This window comes from Nonomuraea sp. ZG12 (assembly GCF_052068115.1).
Classification (GTDB): domain Bacteria; phylum Actinomycetota; class Actinomycetes; order Streptosporangiales; family Streptosporangiaceae; genus Nonomuraea.
In genome coordinates this window covers 1-17,077 of record NZ_JBQHCW010000046.1, presented here as the reverse complement: position 1 = coordinate 17,077, position 17,077 = coordinate 1, and the positions used below count along the sequence as shown (strand labels likewise).

The 17,077-nt window shown below is 67.5% G+C and carries 15 protein-coding genes; 8 read left to right on the top strand and 7 right to left on the bottom strand.

The window, feature by feature from the left end; all coding sequences use genetic code 11:
• Positions 1-497: 497 nt before the first annotated feature.
• Positions 498-1,877 (bottom strand): MFS transporter, encoded by a 1,380-nt coding sequence (locus ACTMTF_RS47745; protein ID WP_441116731.1) that lies wholly within the window; start codon positions 1,875-1,877, stop codon positions 498-500.
• An 86-nt stretch (positions 1,878-1,963) separates the two neighbouring features.
• Between ACTMTF_RS47745 and ACTMTF_RS47740 the strand changes: the two genes are divergently transcribed.
• The gene (locus tag ACTMTF_RS47740) at positions 1,964-2,422 is read left to right on the top strand and encodes a winged helix-turn-helix transcriptional regulator (RefSeq protein WP_441116730.1); all 459 of its coding nucleotides are present in this window, start codon (positions 1,964-1,966) and stop codon (positions 2,420-2,422) included.
• A 56-nt stretch (positions 2,423-2,478) separates the two neighbouring features.
• On the opposite strand, the gene ACTMTF_RS47735 is transcribed toward ACTMTF_RS47740, so the two are convergent.
• On the bottom strand, positions 2,479-2,832 hold the full coding sequence (locus ACTMTF_RS47735) for a hypothetical protein (protein ID WP_441116729.1): 354 nt from the start codon (positions 2,830-2,832) through the stop codon (positions 2,479-2,481).
• Positions 2,833-3,879: 1,047 nt separating this feature from the next.
• Between ACTMTF_RS47735 and ACTMTF_RS47730 the strand changes: the two genes are divergently transcribed.
• Both ACTMTF_RS47730 and ACTMTF_RS47725 read left to right on the top strand, forming a co-directional pair.
• Complete coding sequence (locus tag ACTMTF_RS47730; RefSeq protein ID WP_441116728.1) at positions 3,880-4,095, top strand: hypothetical protein; 216 nt, start codon at positions 3,880-3,882, stop codon at positions 4,093-4,095.
• Positions 4,092-5,981 (top strand): hypothetical protein, encoded by a 1,890-nt coding sequence (locus tag ACTMTF_RS47725; RefSeq protein WP_441116727.1) that lies wholly within the window; start codon positions 4,092-4,094, stop codon positions 5,979-5,981. The genes ACTMTF_RS47730 and ACTMTF_RS47725 overlap by 4 nt, the downstream gene beginning before the upstream one ends.
• A gap of 171 nt (positions 5,982-6,152) precedes the next feature.
• On the opposite strand, the gene ACTMTF_RS47720 is transcribed toward ACTMTF_RS47725, so the two are convergent.
• From ACTMTF_RS47720 to ACTMTF_RS47710, 3 genes are all read right to left on the bottom strand, one after another.
• Complete coding sequence (locus tag ACTMTF_RS47720; RefSeq protein WP_441116726.1) at positions 6,153-6,356, bottom strand: hypothetical protein; 204 nt, start codon at positions 6,354-6,356, stop codon at positions 6,153-6,155.
• Between the two features lie 190 nt (positions 6,357-6,546).
• Positions 6,547-7,407, bottom strand: coding sequence for a hypothetical protein (locus ACTMTF_RS47715; protein WP_441116725.1), 861 nt, complete (start codon positions 7,405-7,407; stop codon positions 6,547-6,549).
• Positions 7,407-7,952, bottom strand: a complete 546-nt coding sequence (locus ACTMTF_RS47710; RefSeq protein ID WP_358145767.1) for an RNA polymerase sigma factor — start codon at positions 7,950-7,952, stop codon at positions 7,407-7,409. The genes ACTMTF_RS47715 and ACTMTF_RS47710 overlap by 1 nt, the downstream gene beginning before the upstream one ends.
• A gap of 517 nt (positions 7,953-8,469) precedes the next feature.
• Between ACTMTF_RS47710 and ACTMTF_RS47705 the strand changes: the two genes are divergently transcribed.
• Genes ACTMTF_RS47705 through ACTMTF_RS47695 form a run of 3 tightly spaced genes read left to right on the top strand, consistent with a single transcriptional unit; the run spans position 8,470 to position 10,486 of the window.
• Complete coding sequence (locus ACTMTF_RS47705; protein ID WP_441116724.1) at positions 8,470-8,934, top strand: DUF4158 domain-containing protein; 465 nt, start codon at positions 8,470-8,472, stop codon at positions 8,932-8,934.
• Positions 8,918-9,112 carry a hypothetical protein gene (locus tag ACTMTF_RS47700; RefSeq protein ID WP_441116723.1) on the top strand — a complete coding sequence of 65 codons (195 nt, stop codon included), beginning with the start codon at positions 8,918-8,920 and terminating at the stop codon, positions 9,110-9,112. The genes ACTMTF_RS47705 and ACTMTF_RS47700 overlap by 17 nt, the downstream gene beginning before the upstream one ends.
• Positions 9,113-10,486 (top strand): hypothetical protein, encoded by a 1,374-nt coding sequence (locus ACTMTF_RS47695; RefSeq protein ID WP_441116722.1) that lies wholly within the window; start codon positions 9,113-9,115, stop codon positions 10,484-10,486.
• 76 nt (positions 10,487-10,562) lie between these two features.
• Here the strand turns inward: ACTMTF_RS47695 and ACTMTF_RS47690 are convergent, their stop codons facing one another.
• Together ACTMTF_RS47690 and ACTMTF_RS47685 are read right to left on the bottom strand one after the other, a co-directional pair.
• The gene (locus tag ACTMTF_RS47690; protein WP_441116721.1) at positions 10,563-10,868 is read right to left on the bottom strand and encodes a type I CRISPR-associated protein Cas7; all 306 of its coding nucleotides are present in this window, start codon (positions 10,866-10,868) and stop codon (positions 10,563-10,565) included.
• Between the two features lie 257 nt (positions 10,869-11,125).
• Positions 11,126-12,496, bottom strand: coding sequence for a hypothetical protein (locus ACTMTF_RS47685; protein ID WP_441116720.1), 1,371 nt, complete (start codon positions 12,494-12,496; stop codon positions 11,126-11,128).
• Between the two features lie 902 nt (positions 12,497-13,398).
• On the opposite strand from ACTMTF_RS47685, the gene ACTMTF_RS47680 reads away from it, so the two are divergent.
• Positions 13,399-13,962 (top strand): hypothetical protein, encoded by a 564-nt coding sequence (locus tag ACTMTF_RS47680; protein WP_441116719.1) that lies wholly within the window; start codon positions 13,399-13,401, stop codon positions 13,960-13,962.
• An 82-nt stretch (positions 13,963-14,044) separates the two neighbouring features.
• Entirely contained in the window at positions 14,045-16,660 is a 2,616-nt protein-coding gene (locus ACTMTF_RS47675; RefSeq protein WP_441116718.1) for an nSTAND1 domain-containing NTPase, read from the top strand.
• The last annotated feature ends 417 nt before the right edge of the window (positions 16,661-17,077 follow it).

The window sequence follows — 17,077 nt, the reverse complement described above, 5'->3', positions numbered from 1 at the left end:
CCGTCACTGATGATGACGCGGCCGCGCAGTGGCGGGTCGAGCTGGTCAAGCGCTACCGCACCGTGCAGGGCTTCATCGAGCTGCTGCTGGAGGTGATCCGGTTCCGGGCGGTGGAGGCCGGCGCACCGGTGCTGGCGATGGTGCGCATGGCCGCGGCGATGGCCAAGGGGCGTCGCCGCTACGGCCCTGGCGACGTCGCCGCGCACGAGGAGCTGATCACCGGGTCGTGGCGGCCGCTCATCTACCGCAACCCCGATGTTCCGGACGGGCAGATCGACAAGGCCGCGTTCGTGCTGTGCGCGGTCATGCACCTGCACGGCGCGTTGCGCCGGCGCGATGTGTTCGCCGAGGGGGTCGGAGCGGTGGAGCGATCCGCGGGCCCGGCTGCTGGACGGGACGGCGTGGCAGCAGGCGCGGCCGCGCATCCTCACCTCGCTGGAGCTGGAGGTCGAACCGGCCAGGCATCTGACCGAGCTCGCCGGCGCGCCGGAGGGCGCTTATGCCCGCGTGTTGGACGGGCTCGGCGCCAACACCGCGGTGCAGTTCGTCAGCGGCCGGCTGCAGCTGGAGAAGCTCAGCGCGGCCGAGGAGCCGCCGCTGATGAAGGAGCTGCGTTCCCTGCTGGATGACATGCTGCCCCGGCTGGACTTTCCCGAACTGCTGCTGGAGGTCTTCGACCGCACCGGCCTGCCGGCGGCTGCGGGCGTGCAGCGGGTCGCGCTATCGAGGGGTAGTCGCCTGTCGGTCGCCCAGACGGCCAGCGCGCAGGCCGCGAATCCGGCCCCGAGGAGGCTGGAGCCCGCCCAGCCGTGGGTGGTGAAGATGGCGGTGGTTGCGGCTGCGCCGAGGGCGGAGCCGAGCGAGTAGAAGACCATGTAGCTGCCGATGACGCTGCTGGTGCGATCCGGATGCGCGGCGGTGAGCAGGTGCTGGTTGCTCACATGCACGGCCTGGACCGCGAAGTCGAGAACCACGATTCCGGCGATGAGGAGCCACAGTGACCACGGCAGCTGCGCGATCGCTGCCCACGAGAGGATGAGCAGGGTGAGCGTGAGAGCGGTGACCGGGGCCGCCCGTCCTGCATCCGCCCACCGTCCCGCGCGTGCCGCGCCGAGTGCGCCGGTGAGTCCGGCGATGCCGAACAGCCCGATCTGGCTCTCGCTCAGCTGCCACGGCGTGTCCGCCAGCGGCAGGGACAGTCCGCTCCACAGGGTTCCGAACGATGCGAACAAGAAGAACGCGATGAGCCCGCGCGTCAGGAAGATGCGCTCCCCGAACAGTGCGCCGAGTGAGACGACGGCCCGCCGATACCCCACCGGGCGGTTGGGGCGCTCCTCTGACGGCAGTACGACCAGGACGAGGGCCGCGAGCCCGAGTGACAGCACCGCGAGCACGACATAGACGCTCCGCCAGCCCCACACTTCGGCGAGCGCGCCGGCGATGACCCGCGCGCCCAGGATGCCGACCACAACGCCCGAGGTCACGACACCGATGTTGCGCCCGCGTTCGGCGGGCAGCGAGACCGACGCGGCGTAGGCCACCGTGGTCTGCACCACGACCGCGAACACCCCAGCCGCCGCGAGCCCCACGAACGCCACCCATGCGGCTGACGCCGAGGCCGTAAGGATCATGCTCGCTGCGGTGAGTGCCAGGTGCACGGCGATGAGTCGGCGCCTGTCGACCACATCGCCAAGGGGCACCAGCAGCAGTAGTCCTGCCAGATAGCCGACCTGGCCAGTCGCGACGATCCACCCGGTGAGTTCTGCCGATACACCGAGATCAAGTCCCATGGGCTCCAGAACAGGCTGCGCGGCATAGATGCTCGCCACAGCGACACCACACACCACCGCGAGCAGCAACCGCCGCCACACGTCCATCGCACTTCACCCCAATCAGTAGTAAATTGCAACCAATTGGACGGTACGGCAGAATGGTTTCAATCCGCAACTCATCGGGAGGTGTCATGTCGCGCACCACCATGCGCGCCCCGAACCTCGGCTGGACCGACCCCGACTGCCCCGTCGCCCGCACGCTCGACCTCGTCGGCGACAGGTGGAGCCTGCTCGTCATCCGCGACGCGATGGACGGGGCACGATCGTTCACCGAGTTCCAGCGACGCGCCGGCATCGCCCGCAACATCCTCACCGACCGCCTCCGCAAGCTCACCGCTCACGGGCTTCTCGCCCAGCGCACCGCACCATCGGGCCGCCGCCAGGAGTACGTGCTCACCGACGCCGGCCGCGACCTCTTCCCCGTCATCCTCACCCTGCGACAGTGGGGAGAACGCCACGCCTTCGCGCCTGGCGAGCCCCACTCCACCCTTGTCGACCAGCACGGTATCCCTGTGCCGGAAATCGCGCCGGCCAGCGCCGACGGCGCCCTCCTCGACACTGACACCACTCACGTGCAGAAGACCCGATAGAAAGCAGACCCTCGGCGCCTTCAGACCTCGCAGACACCTCGCCGCCCACGCGTCCGTCAGAGGAGGCGGTGGTAGAGGAGCCTCCCCGATGCGAAGAGCGCGTGCTCAGGCCTCCACCCCTGGCAGTAATCCGGGTCGTCGGCGAACTGCAGCGTCAAAGACCGAACATGAAAGCATGGCCATGCTTCAGCGTTGATGTCCCCGCCGAACCCTCCTGAGGGGATCTGCGAGCAGGCGCAGCACCCCGTGAACCACATTCCTCGCTGCTCCACACGGCCGCCGCCCGAGCAGATGAAAGGGGCACACATTCGCCGGGGCTCATGGGCGACGAGTCGCTCGAACCCGGCCTCATCCAGCCGCGTCAGCAGGAAGTCGAGTAGTTCCTCCACGAACTTCTCAAAGCGCGCCACTCTGGCATCATCCATCAGATCCGCAGGTCATCAGACCAGCTGCTAGCGCTTTTTGCTGCCCTGCTTCGAGCACCACCCCACCGGCAAGATCCAGCGGGGTCTTCTCATGCGGTTGATGGACCTCTCGACGCCCCCGCTGACAGGGCAGGCGCGGCTGCCTACTTGCCTGACGTGCCTGACAGACCTTCAAGCGGTTGACCAGCTAGTTCGCTTGACAACCCCAGATAACGATCGCGATTACTACCGGGACCCCACTTTGGCCCCCACGGGTTCGGGCGCAGGTTCGGCCGCCCGGTGCTGGAGGTGCAGACTTCAGTCACACTGCGGGCAGGGTGATGGCAGCATGACCTGTTGTGACCTGTTGTGACCTGTTGTGACCTGTTGTGACCTGTTGTGACCTGTTGTGACCTGGGACTTCCGCTGCTGTTCGGACGCGTTCAGACGGGAACCGAAGAGGTTCGGCTGTTGTGTGATCATGGTCGCGGCGGTGAGACTCGGACAGGGACGGCGTTCGTCTTGCAAGCCGTCTCGTCTCGGACCGTTCGTCTTGTCTTCCTGGGCGCGGCGTGGATGTTCGGGCATTGAAATGAGGGCTTTCCGTTACCGGCGGGAAGCCCTCGTCATGTTTCTTGGCTCGTGGCGATCGGGCCGCGGTCATGACGGTGCCGGCAGGGCACAGGGCCGGGCAGGACACCGAACGCCGGGCATAGCTTAGCCTCGCAGGCCAAACCACACCGGACAGACCGCCGTATCAATGCGATGTAACGCCGAAGCGTCCCGAACGTGCGGAACCCATTGAAGTCGGGGGACAGCGGTGGTCTTCTCGGTATCAATTCGTTTGGCCCGGGCGGAACGACCGGTAATCGAGCCGCCGGGGCTTGGCACAGCGGTGCTTAGCCGCGCCCAGGAATCCGAGAGGCCCCCATGTCCACCTCTGCCCGTCGTTCTCGTCCCCGACCCGATCGTCCCCGCCCCAACGGCGCCCTTCCGGCCCCAGGCCCAGCCGCGCCCCAGGCGCTGCGTCCGCGGCACCGCCTGGCCGTACTGGTGCTGGTCCTGCTGATCCTGCTGCCGGAGATCGCGCCTGGTCTGGTGCCGGTCCTGGCAGAGCGGTCTCTGTTATCGGTGGTGGGGCTGGTGCTGCTGGCCGGTGCCACGGCCGGCACGTTGATCGGGTGGTTGAACAACCCATCGGCTCTGCTGCCGCCCACGCTGATGTGGGGCCCGCGCGTGGCCCGCACAGCCGGACAGGACCAGCCATGACAGCCACACCCGAGCACGGCTCCGACGCACAGCAGCCGCCGGCGCCGAAGGAACCAGACAACCTGCATCAGGCTGTGCGAACGCCCAGACAGCTGCGCGCCGCGCTTCGAAAGGTCCTCCATCTCAACAACAAGACCTATGGCGACCTCAACATCCCAGGGGCGACCCTAAGCGCCAACATGGCTGCCGACATCGACAAGCTGCCGACGCGTGAATTCGTCGAACGCTACCTGCAGCAAATTGGACTGGCCACAGAGCGGGTGCAGCTGTGGCTGGAGATCTGGGACTGGCTGAAGGTCATCAAGGACAACCCGGGTCGCCGCCGTCCCCGGCATCCGGCGAAGCCTGCGGCAAGGCCACTACGTGGCTGGCTCTCCCTCCCCGCCTGGCCACGAACCCCGCGGCGGCGGGTGACTGTGCTGGTCATGGCGCCGGTGCTGCTGTTAGCGGGTGGTGGCTGGATCTTCTACCAGCACTCCCAGCAATGCTGGAGCAGCAACTCGCAGTTACAGTCCCGCGACGAAGGATGCATCGGCGTAACGGACGGCCGCGACGGCGCCGCAGTGTTCGGCGCGGAGTACGAAACGGTGCTGGGCAAGATCGCCGAAGAGAACAGGCGCGTCACCGCGAAGCCCGACGGCTACGTCACCATCGCGTTCGTCGGTCTGATGCGTCCCCCGAGCGATGACCGCAATTCTGTCGCCGCTGCGGACCCGGCCAGTGCCGCCGGCCAGGACGACCTGGTCCGCACACGGACCCTTCAGCAGGTGGAGGGCGCCTACACCGCGCAGGTGGCCGCGAACCGCAGCCGGGACTTCCCCAAGATCCGGCTCGTGCTGGCCAACATGGGGCCCGAGGCAACCTACTGGCGCGAGGCCGTAACACCCCTCACGCAGATGACCGATGCCCCGGATCGGCTGGTGGCCGCAGTCGGGATGGGCCTGAGTCAGCAGGAGAGCCTCAACGCCGCCCGGCTCTTGTCTGCCGCCAAGCCCCAGCCGATTCCCATGGTGGCGGACATCATCACCGCCGACGGGTTCAACGCCACCGGGACGATCGACGGCCGCGGACCCATCCCCGGCCTGGTCCGTACCGCCATCGACAACACCACCCAGCTCACCATCATCGGCAAGGAACTGCGCCAGCAAAGCGAACTGAAAACCGCGGCGCTGGTGTGGGCGGAGTTCACCAGCCAAGGAACGGCGGACCTGTACACCCGCACCCTCAAGGAGGCCTTCCTCAACCCCAAGGTTGGGCTGAAGGACTTCCTCGGCCGGGACGGGAACATTTTCCGCTTCGATCCCCGCGGCGGTGACTCGGCCCTGCGCACCATCTCCGACGTTCTGTGCGGCGATCGTCCCGACATGGTCTTCTACGCCGGCCGGCAGCAGTTCCTGCCCACCTTCTTGAAGATGCTGCACAACCGGCCCTGCCGCAGCACCCCCATCACCGTGATCGCCGGCTCCGAAACCACCGGCCAGCGGCACAACGACTCCTCTCTGGGTGACCCCGAGGCCCTGATCAAGCTGATCTACGTGCCGCTGGCCGACACCCGTGAGCTGGACAGTCCCAGCAACCCCGACAGGGGCCTGTACCAAGAGTTCGCCGCCGCCTTCACCAGCCACGGCTTCCCCGCCGAGCACCTCTTGACCGGCTGGGCGGCCCTCGCCCACGACGCAACGGTCACCGCCACCTACGCCACCCACAAAGCCTCCACCGACGCCAACGGCAAGCAGCGACTGCCCACCACCCATGACGTGTCCGGCCAGCTGTTCCTGTTCACCTCCATCAACGCCATTCGAGGCGCCACCGGCATCTTCCGCATCGATCCCAGCACCGGCAACCGCATCGATTCACGATCTCGCACCCCTGTCCGCCTGCCCTGAGCCCTCCACGGCGGCATCACGCGCCATGCGGGCCCTCCACTCGGGTCGGTGTCACCAGGGGCAAAGTAGCTGTGAGTGATCAGCTCCCACCATCCGATGGAGAGCCCGGACCACATCGTGGCTGTTCATCGGCCTCGCGAGAAGATCGGCATCCCAGGCGACTGCGGAGCGCTATGGCTTCGCATCCTGATCAAGGGGTCTGTCGAGGGGGGCTTTGATCTGGCCTTTCTGGCTACTTTGCGGCCGGTGACGCCGACCCGAGTGGGGGGCCATCCGCACCGTGCGGATGGTGTTGTTGCGGATGTCGATGTACTCGGCGTTGATACTGGTGTTGCCGCCTCGGTCGGAGCCGGGGCTGTCGAAGGAGATCTTCACGATCTCGATGCTGGGTGCCGCATGAGCGGGCAGTGCCGGAACTAGGAGGGGTCGTGGTCATATTCCGACGAGACTTCTCGATAAGCGCTGAGCCGCAGGTCGGCTGAGTGTTGGGCCCGACGCTCGGGTCGGAACCACCGAAGGAAAGGTGGAGCCGTTCTGGCACGTCACGGGCGGCGCCTGCCCATCCTCACGGAGCGGGCTTCACCAGCAGCTGGATGAACCGTTCGCTCTCCAGCGGGTGCTGGCGCGCGTCCACGACCACCATGTTCTCGCCCTGCCCGCCTGGCAGGACCACGAACGTCGAGTCCAGGCCGCGGCGATCGAGTTCCTTGCGCACCTCCTCCAGCGGCTTGCCTTTAACCGGGTAACCCTCCAGGAGGCCGCCCTTCCCGGTCACCGAGCGGGAGCCGGCGAACTCCTTGACCAGCTTCTCGCCGCGGTCGTCGGCGACCAGCTCGCACGGCGCGACGGGATCCTTCATGAGGATCGTGCTGGTGCTGCTGCCGCCGCCGGACAGCGGGGTGATCGTCCAGACGAAGGTTTCACCCGGGCGGAACACCGTGGTGTCGACCCGCATCTGCCAGCCCCGGTCGTCGCCCGGTATGTTCTGGGGCGCGTAGTAGAGGCCCTTGGGCACGTCCTCGACGTATTCGGCGCGCGGCTCCTTGCACTTCTTGCCCTCGGGCGCGTAGTCCACGATCGCGGGGACGCCCAGCTCTTTGAGCTGCCTGCTCAGTCCGGTGGCGTCCTTGAAGTTGGTCACCCTGACCCACACCACCCCGTCCGCCTGCTTGGTGACGGCCCAGGAGGCCGAGGTGTATGTGCCGCTGTCGTCCAGAACGCTCGGCACGGCCACCGCCGCCACGGCGAGCGCCAGTCCCAGCGCGAACCGGGGCCGTTGCAACCAGCGCCGCGTGGCTTTCTCGGCGGGCGCGTGCGCGGTGATCTCCGCCAGCAGCGCCCGCGCCCCCGCGCCGGACGGGTCCCCGCCGTGCTCGCCCGGCTTCACCCTGGCCAGGGTTTTCGTCATCGTCTCGATCTCGTCCATCACAGCGACCCTTCCGTAGATACCAGCCGGTCCGTCCGCACTCCTGCCTCGGTCAGCGCCCGCGCGAACCGTTTGCGCGCGCGATGCAGCCGCACCCGAACGGCGTTGCGCGTCAGGCCCAACACCGCGGCGACCTCCTCCCGGTCCAGGCCCTCCCAGGCGACCAGGGCCAGCACCTCCCGATCGTCGTCGGGCAGCGTGGTGAACACCCGCGCCACCGCCTCGGCCTCGACCCCGCTCTCCGGCGCGGCGGCATAGAGGTCGGTCATCTCCCCGTCGAGCTCGACGGTCCTGGCCCGGCGCCGGTTGTCGGTGCGGTAGTGGTTGGCCAGCACCTTCCTAGCCACGCCGTACAACCAGAGCAGGGCCGGCTCTCCGCGCGGCAGCTTGTCCACCTTGCGCCAGGCGATGGCGAACGTCTCGGCGACCACGTCGGCCGCGTCCTGCGGCGCGATGCAGCGGCGTATCGCATATGCGGTGATCTGGCCATACGTCTGCCGGTAAACGGCCTCGAATCTGGCCAGCCGTTCCTCATTCACGGGCATCCTTTGTCAGGCGAAAATACGGACATCACTTTCTATGTACGGCAAGGCCTGGGCATTACCGGTCCCGCGAAACTTTGATGAGCAAAGCCAGATGCCTGCCCGCGAGCAGCAGGGGCGTCTCGCTCTGGGACACCGGGGCGGACTCGTGCGCGTGCTGCTGACGGGCCTTGGCCAGGGCCAGCACGCGCGGGTCGTAGAGCGGGAACCACCGAAGGAAAAGTGGAGCCGTTCGCGCTGGAGGGTTGCGCGGGGTTTCGGTCTGGGCAGGGCCGGATGAGTCCGGCGCTCGGCGGGCGGGTCATCTCACCGGCCCCCGTTGCAGCAGGTCGCGGCGGGTGAGTGCTGCTCTGTGGGCTTTCTGTCAAGCTGGCCTGGGACTCCTGGTTACGCTCAGCTACCTTTCCTTCGGTGGTTCCGACCCGAGCGGCGGGCCTGTTGGGGGTGCAGCAGGTCGAGTCAGTGTCGATTTCGACATACCGGCGAGTAGTAACGGGATGTTCTCGTACGGTTACGATTCGTGCAGCATGAGTATCTATCCGACGAGCAGGTGAGCCGGTACGGCCGGTTTGTGGCGGATCCGACGCCCGAGGAACTGGAGCGGTTCTTCTTCCTGGATGAGGCCGCGCTGGCGCAGGCGCGGATGCGGCGGGGTGTGGAGAATCGGCTCGGCTGGTCGTTGCAGTGGGGGACGGTGCGGATGCTCGGCACGTTCCTGACCGACGCCATGCTGGCCGAGGTGCCGGAGGTGGTGATCCGCTACCTGGCCGAGCAACTGGGGATCGAGGATTGGACGGTCGTCAAGCGTTACGGCGACCGCTGGCAGACCCCCTACGATCACGCGGCGCAGATCCGGAAGCTGCTGGGATACCGGGAGTTCAGCGAGGCCGAGGCCGAGGTGATGGTGTTCACCGCCTCGCGGGTGGCCAAGACGCGCGATTCCAAGCGGGGAGCTGTTCGACCGGGCGGTGCTGTGGCTGATTGAGAACCGGGCGCTGCTGCCGGGCATCACGACGGTGTCGCGGCTGGTGACCGAGGTACGGCGGGAGGGGCTGGCCGCGATCAACAGGGCGCTGGTGGAGGTGGCGCCGCCTCACATGCGCGGGGAGTTGGTGGCCACACTCACGGTGCCTGAGGGCAAGAAGGTGTCGGTGCTGGAGTAGATGCGCACCGCGGTGACCAAGCTGTCGGGCACGGGCATGGGCGAGGCCTTCGACCGGGCGGCGTATGTGCTGGGGCTAGGCACCGGGGCGGTGGACTGCAGCGCGGTGGCGCCGGTGAAGATGGCCGAGCTGGCCAGGTTCGGCACCACCGCGAAGGCCTTCCGGATCAGGCAGCTTCAAGACGACCGGCGCGAGGCCACGCTGCTGGCAACGGTGCGGCAACTGGAGGGGGTCGCGGTCGATGACGCGCTGCTGTTGTTCGACCTGCTGATGTCGACGAAGCTGCTGTCGCAGGCCGGCCGGGCCGGGGAGAAGGAGAAGCTGCGGACTCTGCCGCGGCTGCGGGTGGCGGCGGCCAGGTTGGCGACCGCGTGGGCGATCGTGCGCGATACCCCGCCGACCCGAGTCTGCGACGATGGCGGGCCCAAGGACACCACGGCGAGCGAGGTGGTGGACGCGGTAGTGCAGGTGGTCAGCCGGGAGCAGCTGGAGGCGGCGCTGGCCACGATCGCGGAGCTGCTGCCGCTGCCGACGGATGAGGACGACGGTGATCTGGAGTGGCGGGCGGAGCTGGTGGAGCGCTACGGCACCGTCAAGCCGTTCATCGAGCAGCTGGCCTCGGTCATCCCGTGGGGGGCGACGGCGGTCGGCTCACCGATCGTCGCCGCGGTGAAGGCGCTGCCGAAGCTGACGGCGGCGCGCAAGCCGGGCCGCGAGCACATCAAGGGGTTCGAGAAGCTGGTGACGGGGTCGTGGCGGCGGCTGGTGTTCGGTAATCCCGCGCTGCAGGCGCCGCAGATCGACAGGCCCGCCTATGTCTTCGCCATCCTGGAGGCCCTGCATCTGGCGTTGCGACGCCGCGATGTGTACGCGGTGGGCGCGGACAAGTGGGGCAACCCGCGAGCCCGGCTGATCGAGGAACGGCTGTGGGTTCGCGAGCGTTCCTCGGTGCTGACGGCGCTGGGCCTGCAGGCCGATCCGCGTGCCCATCTGCGCGAGCTGGCCGACCTGGTCGACGATGCCTACACCCAGGTCGCCGCCGGGCTGACGGCGAACGCGTCGGTGAATATCAAGGGCGGAAAGCTGCACCTGGCCCGGCTGGAGGCCGCCCCGCTGCCGGAGGGCTTCAAGGCCGTGCACGACGCGGTGGCCGCGATGCTGCCCCGCATCGACTACCCCGAGCTGCTGCTGGAGACGCACGCCAAGACCGGCATGTTCGACCGCATACGCCACATCACCGGCGTGCGGATGGCGCCGCGCGATTCGTTGCCCGGTTCGTGTACGCGCTTGTGCATGAGTGTCCCGCGAGTGGTGGCGGCGTCGTCGGCGTATCCGTCCTCCAGCAGAATCAAGCCGGCCTGGCGCGGGCAGTAAGCATGGTGTTCCAGGGCTGACAAAGTGACCTGAACGAGCGGGCCGCCGATCGAGGCGGCCCGCTGCGGGACGGGCATCACCCGACCAGGCGATTGAGGACGACTCCCTCAGGCAGGTCGTTGGCGATGGAGACGGTGTAGTCCTTGAAGGATCGTGGGGCGATCACGCCTGGGTTCGAGGTGACCTCGATGCGCTCCAGGAGCTGGTGCGCTGGCGCACGGCCGAAGGCGTCGTCGTGACTGAAGACGTACAGGCCGCGCAGGGCCATTTCCCCCCGGCTGGCCGCGCGGTCGTGGTCGAACATCAGCATCAAGGCCCGCCAGAAGATCTCCAGGTCCTGGCTCTGCACGGCACAGAACCACACATTCAGCTTGAGGAGCACGAGAGGCAATCAAGACTACGGCAGCCGTTTACCCATCGTCAGGCCTCAGATGATGATCGATCGTTTCGGAGCCCGCCGTAAGCAGCTTGAGGCTGCGAGGTGTCTTTATCGCCGCTCCGGATTTTGTGCCGGCTCGTCTCACCGCCGCTACGCGAGTCAAGGACACGAGCCGCCTGTGAGCCAGATATGCGGAGCTCGCGGCGGGGCCTGTGGAGGCGGGTGCGCATATGCGCTGTGACGTTCATGCTCGCGTCGGCTCATGTGGGATTCGTTTCGGTGCTCTGGGCGAAGGGGCGTTGCTGGTTGCGTCGATGGAGCGCGTCCACGGCCGTGCGGGCTGCCCGGTATGTGGCGTTCGCGGATGGTGGGATGGCGAGGTTCGTCATGGTGGCCGTCGACAGCAGTGAAGTCTGGGAAGACCGTGCTGCTGCGAGCACCTCGCGGATCGGTGCAGGCCCAGACGGACGGGCAGAGATGGCGTCGGGATGTTGACCGTGGTCCGGTGTGTCAGTGCGGCGGCGGGCGGTCTCGTCGGCGATCTGGGTGCAGGCTGCGCATGCTTGCGCGGTGTCGAGGCGGTGGTGTTGTTCGCAGCGCAGGTCGGGGCAGTGGTAGCCGCGCCGGACAATCGTGATGGCTACGGCGGTGGGGTCGTCGATGTCGTTGCGCCATTGCCATGGCTTCCAGCGTCGTCGGATCCGCTCGGTCAGTTCTGCTGGGGTTCGGCTGGTCAGTTCGGCGGCGATGGCGGTCAGTACGCGTTGCCGACCGAAGGCCGGGATGCCTTGGGCGAGTGCCATGGGGATGGCATGGCGGTACATTTCTGCGGCCTGACGTGCTGTCGCCGCGTCGTGGGGCCTTGCTCGGCGCCGCGAAATTGGGCTTCCTGTGTCGGGCGGGCTGTCGTCTACCACCTGTAGGTCGCCTGCGGCGGGAGGTTGAGATGCATCCAGCGGAGATGTCTTGTGATCATGTGCCTTCTGTGGAGTGCCCGGATCTGCAAGGGGTGACTGCCCGGTTCTGCCAGGGGTGAATGCTCTGGGTTGCGAGGGGCTCCTGGTGTGCGAGCGGCCTTGTGTGGAGTATGTGACGGAGGTCGTCGCGGCCTGATCCGGGTTCAGCACGGGGCGTACCAGGAGGCGGCCGCCGCGGCGCGCGGTGACTTCGGTCAGGCCGGCGCGTTCCAGTTCCCGGAGCCTGCGGCGGCCGGTGTCGGGCGAGGCCTGGAGCAGGGTGCCCAGGTAGCCGACGGAGGTCTCCAGCGGTCGATCGTCCCTGCCCTGGTTGGCCAGCAGCACCAGCGCGTACAGTCGCCAGGCGTTCGGTGAGATGCGCCGGCCCGAGTCGCAGGAGGCCGACAACAGATCCAGCGTCCATGCCGGCACCCGGGCGAACGACTCGCCAGTCTCGCGGGGTAGGCGCAGGACCGCATGGCGGACGGCGCGTTTGGCCCCCCGTGGCTTGGAGCGAGACAGCCACGGGCCCCCCGATATGTCAGCGAGCAGTTCGCGGCGTGCGCTGTCCAAAGTCTTCTCGCTCACACCGAGCGCCTCGGCCACCCAGCAGCGCCTCGCGTGCGCGGCGGCCTTGGCGCCGCCCAGGGCGCGGGGCATCAGCGTCTCGTACATCGCCCACGCGGCCACCGCCAGGGCGCCGTGCGAGGCCGACCGCAACAGCGAACGAGGAACCTGGATGTGTCCTCGAGGAACCGATCTGGAGGAAGTCGCGGCGGCGCCGTCCGGTGTGCCGGACGGCGTCTCTCGCGGAGAGACCGCTCCGGCCGCCGCCGTCACTTCGCACCGCCCACGCGAGAGGCGGCCGCGGACGGCGAGATCATTCCGCGTATATTCCGCAAGCGGTGGCAGCCCGGGGCCGCGACTGGCACACCGTGGCACACGCCAAGCATCGGCGGGCTTGCATCACCGCAGGTCGGACCGGGGTTTCCTACGGTCACATAAGCGCGCCCTGCAGGATTCGAACCTGCGACCGTCGGATTAGAAGCAAGATCCTTTAGTGCCACACGGTGCCGCTGGGTGATGGTTCGTGCCGTCTCAGCGCGTTTTGCGTGCCCGGCAATGCCGCGTCCTGACGGCGCATGACAGGGCGTACGAGCACGCACCGAGCACGGCCGCCGCCCCATTCGGCCCCATCATAGCTCGCGGAAGTGGAGCCCACCTTCCAGTCATGCAGGCACTGTCCGTAGAGGTCGCTCGCAGTGCTCGACGCGTGCTCTAACCCATACGCCACTTCCGTGGACGCTAACCCGTACGCCCTACCGAGTTTAGGTTCCCCTAACGGACACCACAGGCGCGGGCTCGGGTAGCGCACAGGACTATGGACCCAGCCGGACAATCACATACCTGTGCACAGGGCTTCGGAATTTGACAACGGGTTTCGGGACGATCGTTCCTGCGGGTACTGTGATCGACATCCAGTTCTGCGGGGGTTGTCCCGAACGACGGTCGTGAGGACAGGTAACGCTTTGCTACTTTCGTCGCCACTCGCGCTGGTTCGGGAGCACTCTGGAAGCATGTCGAAGACGATGCCCGAGGTGGGACGAGCGACGGGTTCGCGGCTGTGGCGCGGCATGGCGATCATCGTGCTCGTGGTGCTGGCGGCCTCTTTGGTGGCAGGGGTACTGGGGTTCGTCTACGATCCGTTCAACCTGCCCCCGAAACTGCTGGAGACCCTGGATCAACGGGCCAGCGTGATCGGCATGTTCAGCGGCATGCTGCTGGGTGTGGCCGGGCTCGTGGTCGCGATGGTGGCGTTGCGCGCGCAGAGGCACGCCGACCGCATCGCGGCCGGTATCGCCCCGCCCGAGACGGCGGCAGCTGAGCAGCAGGCTATTCAGGTGGCGACCGAAGGCGAGCGGTCGGTCCCCGTACCGGCCGACGCGCCTGACGACACCGCTCCCCAGCCCGGTGACACCGATGGGCCGTCCATCGGCACCGGCAAGTACGTGGTGGACGTGCGGTATGCCCAGGCCGTCCAGGTCGGCGAGCACCTCACGCAGCGCAATGTCTTCCACTCGCCCCCGACCCAGCCTGATCCCGCAGGCACGAGGCCCAATGGACCCGCAGCCCACTCCTGACCCGCCCGCACCCCCCGCAACGTCGTCCGCCGAGCCGCGCGCTGAGTCGTCGGCGGCGCCAGGTGGGAATGGTCAGCGGTACGTGGTCGACGCGCGTACCGCGACCGGGGTGCAGATCGGCGAGGGCAACACCCAGATTATCTACAACTACGGCCGGTTTACCTGGAGTGACACGGGGGGCGTGCCGCCGCTGGCGGACGTGCGCGGCGTGGTCGACTCCCCCTACCGCGGGCTGAACGTCTTCCAGGAACGCGACGTGGCCTACTTCTTCGGCCGAGAGCAGGTCACCGGCCAGCTCATGACCCGCCTGTCGAGCCAGGCGGCGGCCGGCGGCTTGCTGATGGTCTCCGGGGTGTCCGGCGCGGGCAAGTCCTCCGTGCTGCGCGCCGGGATCCTGCCCCGGCTGCGCTGGGCGGGTCTGGACGGCGCACCTCACGCAACCGGCTGGCCCTGCCTGCTGTTCACCCCGACCCGTACCCCGCTGGAGGAACTGGCGGTACGGACCGCGGCCCTGGCTGGCAGCGATGCTGGCGCGCTCCGGCAGGCCCTGGCCCAGGATCCGGCCGGGTTCGCCCTGACCGCCCGCCAGGCCGCCCTGCACGCCGGCGCCGCGCCCGGCCTCCCGGCGCCCAACTCACCGCCACTCGGCCCCCCAGTGCTCGATACCGAAATACCAAACGCCCCGGGGCCACCACCGCCGGCACCAGAAGCGGCCGCTCAGGGGCCGGCATCCCCAGAGGTGGATGGACAGCGGCGGCTGGTGCTGCTCGTCGACCAGTTCGAGCAGCTGTTCACGCAGTGCACCGACGACGGCCAGCGCGCCGCGTTCATCACCGCGCTGCACGCCGCCGCCACCGTCGGGCACGGCCCGGACCAGACGCCGGCGGCGCTGGTGGTGCTGGTGGTACGGGCCGACTTCGAGGCCCGCTGCGCCAACTACCCACCCCTGGCCCAGGCGGTCCAGGACCGTCACCTGCTGACCGCGATGACCGAGCGGCAGCTGCGCCTGGCCATCACAGAACCGGCCAAGCAGGCCTGCTCCCAGGTGGAGGACGACCTGGTCCAGACGCTGCTGCGGGAGATCCACACCCACCGGCCCGCCGCACCCGGCCCGCCCTCCACCGCGGCGGCCGGCGGCGCCGGGACACTGCCGCTGTTGTCCCACGCGCTGGACCAGGCCTGGCGCCACCGCACCGGCCAGATGCTGACCTTGGCCGACTACGAGCGCACCGGCGGCATCGAGGGCGCGGTGGCCGACAGCGCGCAACGCGTCTACGACCGGCTCATCCCTGCCCAGCAGGACCTCACCCGGCAGATCTTCCTGCGCCTGACCACCACCGGCAGCGACGGCACCGACACCGCCGACCGCGTGCCCCGCGCCGCCCTGACCGACGGCCGAACCCCCGCCCAGGTACGCGAGGTGGAGGCGGTACTGGAGGCGTTCGCCGCCGAACGTCTGCTCACCCTGGCCGCCGACACCGTGGAGATCAGCCACGAGGTGCTGCTGCACGCCTGGCCGCTGCTGGGAGAGCAATGGCTGGCCCAAACCCATGCCGACCGCCTGGTCCACACCCGCCTGCGTGCCGCCGCCGCCGAGTGGGCCCCCACCCGCGACCCGTCCTACCTGTACACCGGCAGCCTGCTGGAAACCGCCGCGCAACGCCTCGCCGACCCCGCCTTCCCCCTGCCCCTCGCCTCCGAGGAACGCGACTTCCTGGCCGCCAGCACCCGCGCCGACCAGCGCCGCACCCACCGCCGCCGTGCTCTTGCCGCATTGATCACTGTCTCGCTGCTCACGGGAGTCATAGGGTTTGCTACGAGAGGGTTGGACCTGTCGGCAATTTTATCGACGCTTGAGCCGACATCTCTGAACGAAACAAGCGTTAAGGTCGGCGTCAAGCCGTACCCGGGCTTTTACGAGATCATTGACGGCCGCCAGACCGGTTTCGAGGCGTCCGCTCGGAAGCGGATACTGAATTATGCGGGCGTCCAGAAATCAACGCCCACTGAGATAGGGGAGAACAACTGGGCGAGCCAGTTGACCGAAGGGTACATCGATCTTGCGATGGGGATGATTTCCGACCGCGACACCAGGGCAAACGATGTCCGATTTGCCGGATCCTACCTCAGAACCGATATCGGGCTGCTCACCCTCGCCAATGCCGATGAGCTCACTAGCACCAGCGAGCTCTCAGGAAAGACTATATGCACAGTAGAGGAAACTTCGGCGGACGCAGAGATGCGCAACCTCCAGAAAATATATCCTTCGATTCTCTCCTTCAACGGCACCAGCCCGGCCGAGTGCATTGAGAAGGTCAAGATCGGCCACGCGGATGCATACAGCACCGACCGACTCATTCTGATGGGATTCTCCACCCAGCAAGGCAACATTGACAGCAGGACAGGAAAGTCCTACTTCCGGGTGCACGATCTGACCTTTGGGAGAGAGCAACACATATCAATAGTGCTGAACAAGAAGGACAGTCAGGCATGTCAAATCCTGGTCAAAGCAATCAGCCGATACGTCAACAGCCACGAATGGCTCGCTGATCTGCGTCGCGAAGTCATCGATGAGTACTTGAGGATGGCGCCCGGCGACCACCAAATGACCGATGACGAGGTGAGGCGGAGATTCAGGCCAGCCTATATCGACGACGAACGCTGCACTGATCCACCGCTTGCCAATACCTCGAATTGACGCGGCCGGCACGTGTCCGGCGGGCCGCGACACCGACCGGTACGTCGGCGAGCGGTCGGCATAACGGCCCCGCTGTTCCCCTGCCATGGTGCTGGAACCGGTCGTGGCAGCGCCGGCCTGAGTGTGACCAAGTGTCGGGCAGAATCGTGGCCGGGATGACCTGCGGCGCCGACAGCATCACCGATCTGGACGGGCTGCGGCACTGCGCCTGCCGATAATTACATCCTGTCCCGCTCGGAAATACGGTTTCGTGCTGTGAGCTGGTGTTTTGCTGCATGATCAGGGCGGTGGCTGCGACCATCTCGAGGTGTTGTTGTCGCTGGCTTACCGGTTGGTGAGCGGCTTGTTCGGCCTGTTGGCCGTGCTGATCCGCTCTGATCTGTCCAAGGATGTTGAGCTGCTGGTGCTCCGTCAGGA

What these genes read in the sequence shown, in the direction of transcription:
- ACTMTF_RS47745 (WP_441116731.1), bottom strand. Translation starts at nt 1,877, where the DNA reads ATGGACGTGTGGCGGCGGTTGCTGCTCGCGGTGGTGTGTGGTGTCGCT.
- ACTMTF_RS47740 (WP_441116730.1), top strand. Translation starts at nt 1,964, where the DNA reads ATGTCGCGCACCACCATGCGCGCCCCGAACCTCGGCTGGACCGACCCC.
- ACTMTF_RS47725 (WP_441116727.1), top strand. Translation starts at nt 4,092, where the DNA reads ATGACAGCCACACCCGAGCACGGCTCCGACGCACAGCAGCCGCCGGCG.
- ACTMTF_RS47715 (WP_441116725.1), bottom strand. Translation starts at nt 7,407, where the DNA reads ATGGACGAGATCGAGACGATGACGAAAACCCTGGCCAGGGTGAAGCCG.
- ACTMTF_RS47710 (WP_358145767.1), bottom strand. Translation starts at nt 7,952, where the DNA reads ATGCCCGTGAATGAGGAACGGCTGGCCAGATTCGAGGCCGTTTACCGG.
- ACTMTF_RS47695 (WP_441116722.1), top strand. Translation starts at nt 9,113, where the DNA reads ATGCGCACCGCGGTGACCAAGCTGTCGGGCACGGGCATGGGCGAGGCC.
- ACTMTF_RS47685 (WP_441116720.1), bottom strand. Translation starts at nt 12,496, where the DNA reads ATGTACGAGACGCTGATGCCCCGCGCCCTGGGCGGCGCCAAGGCCGCC.
- ACTMTF_RS47680 (WP_441116719.1), top strand. Translation starts at nt 13,399, where the DNA reads ATGTCGAAGACGATGCCCGAGGTGGGACGAGCGACGGGTTCGCGGCTG.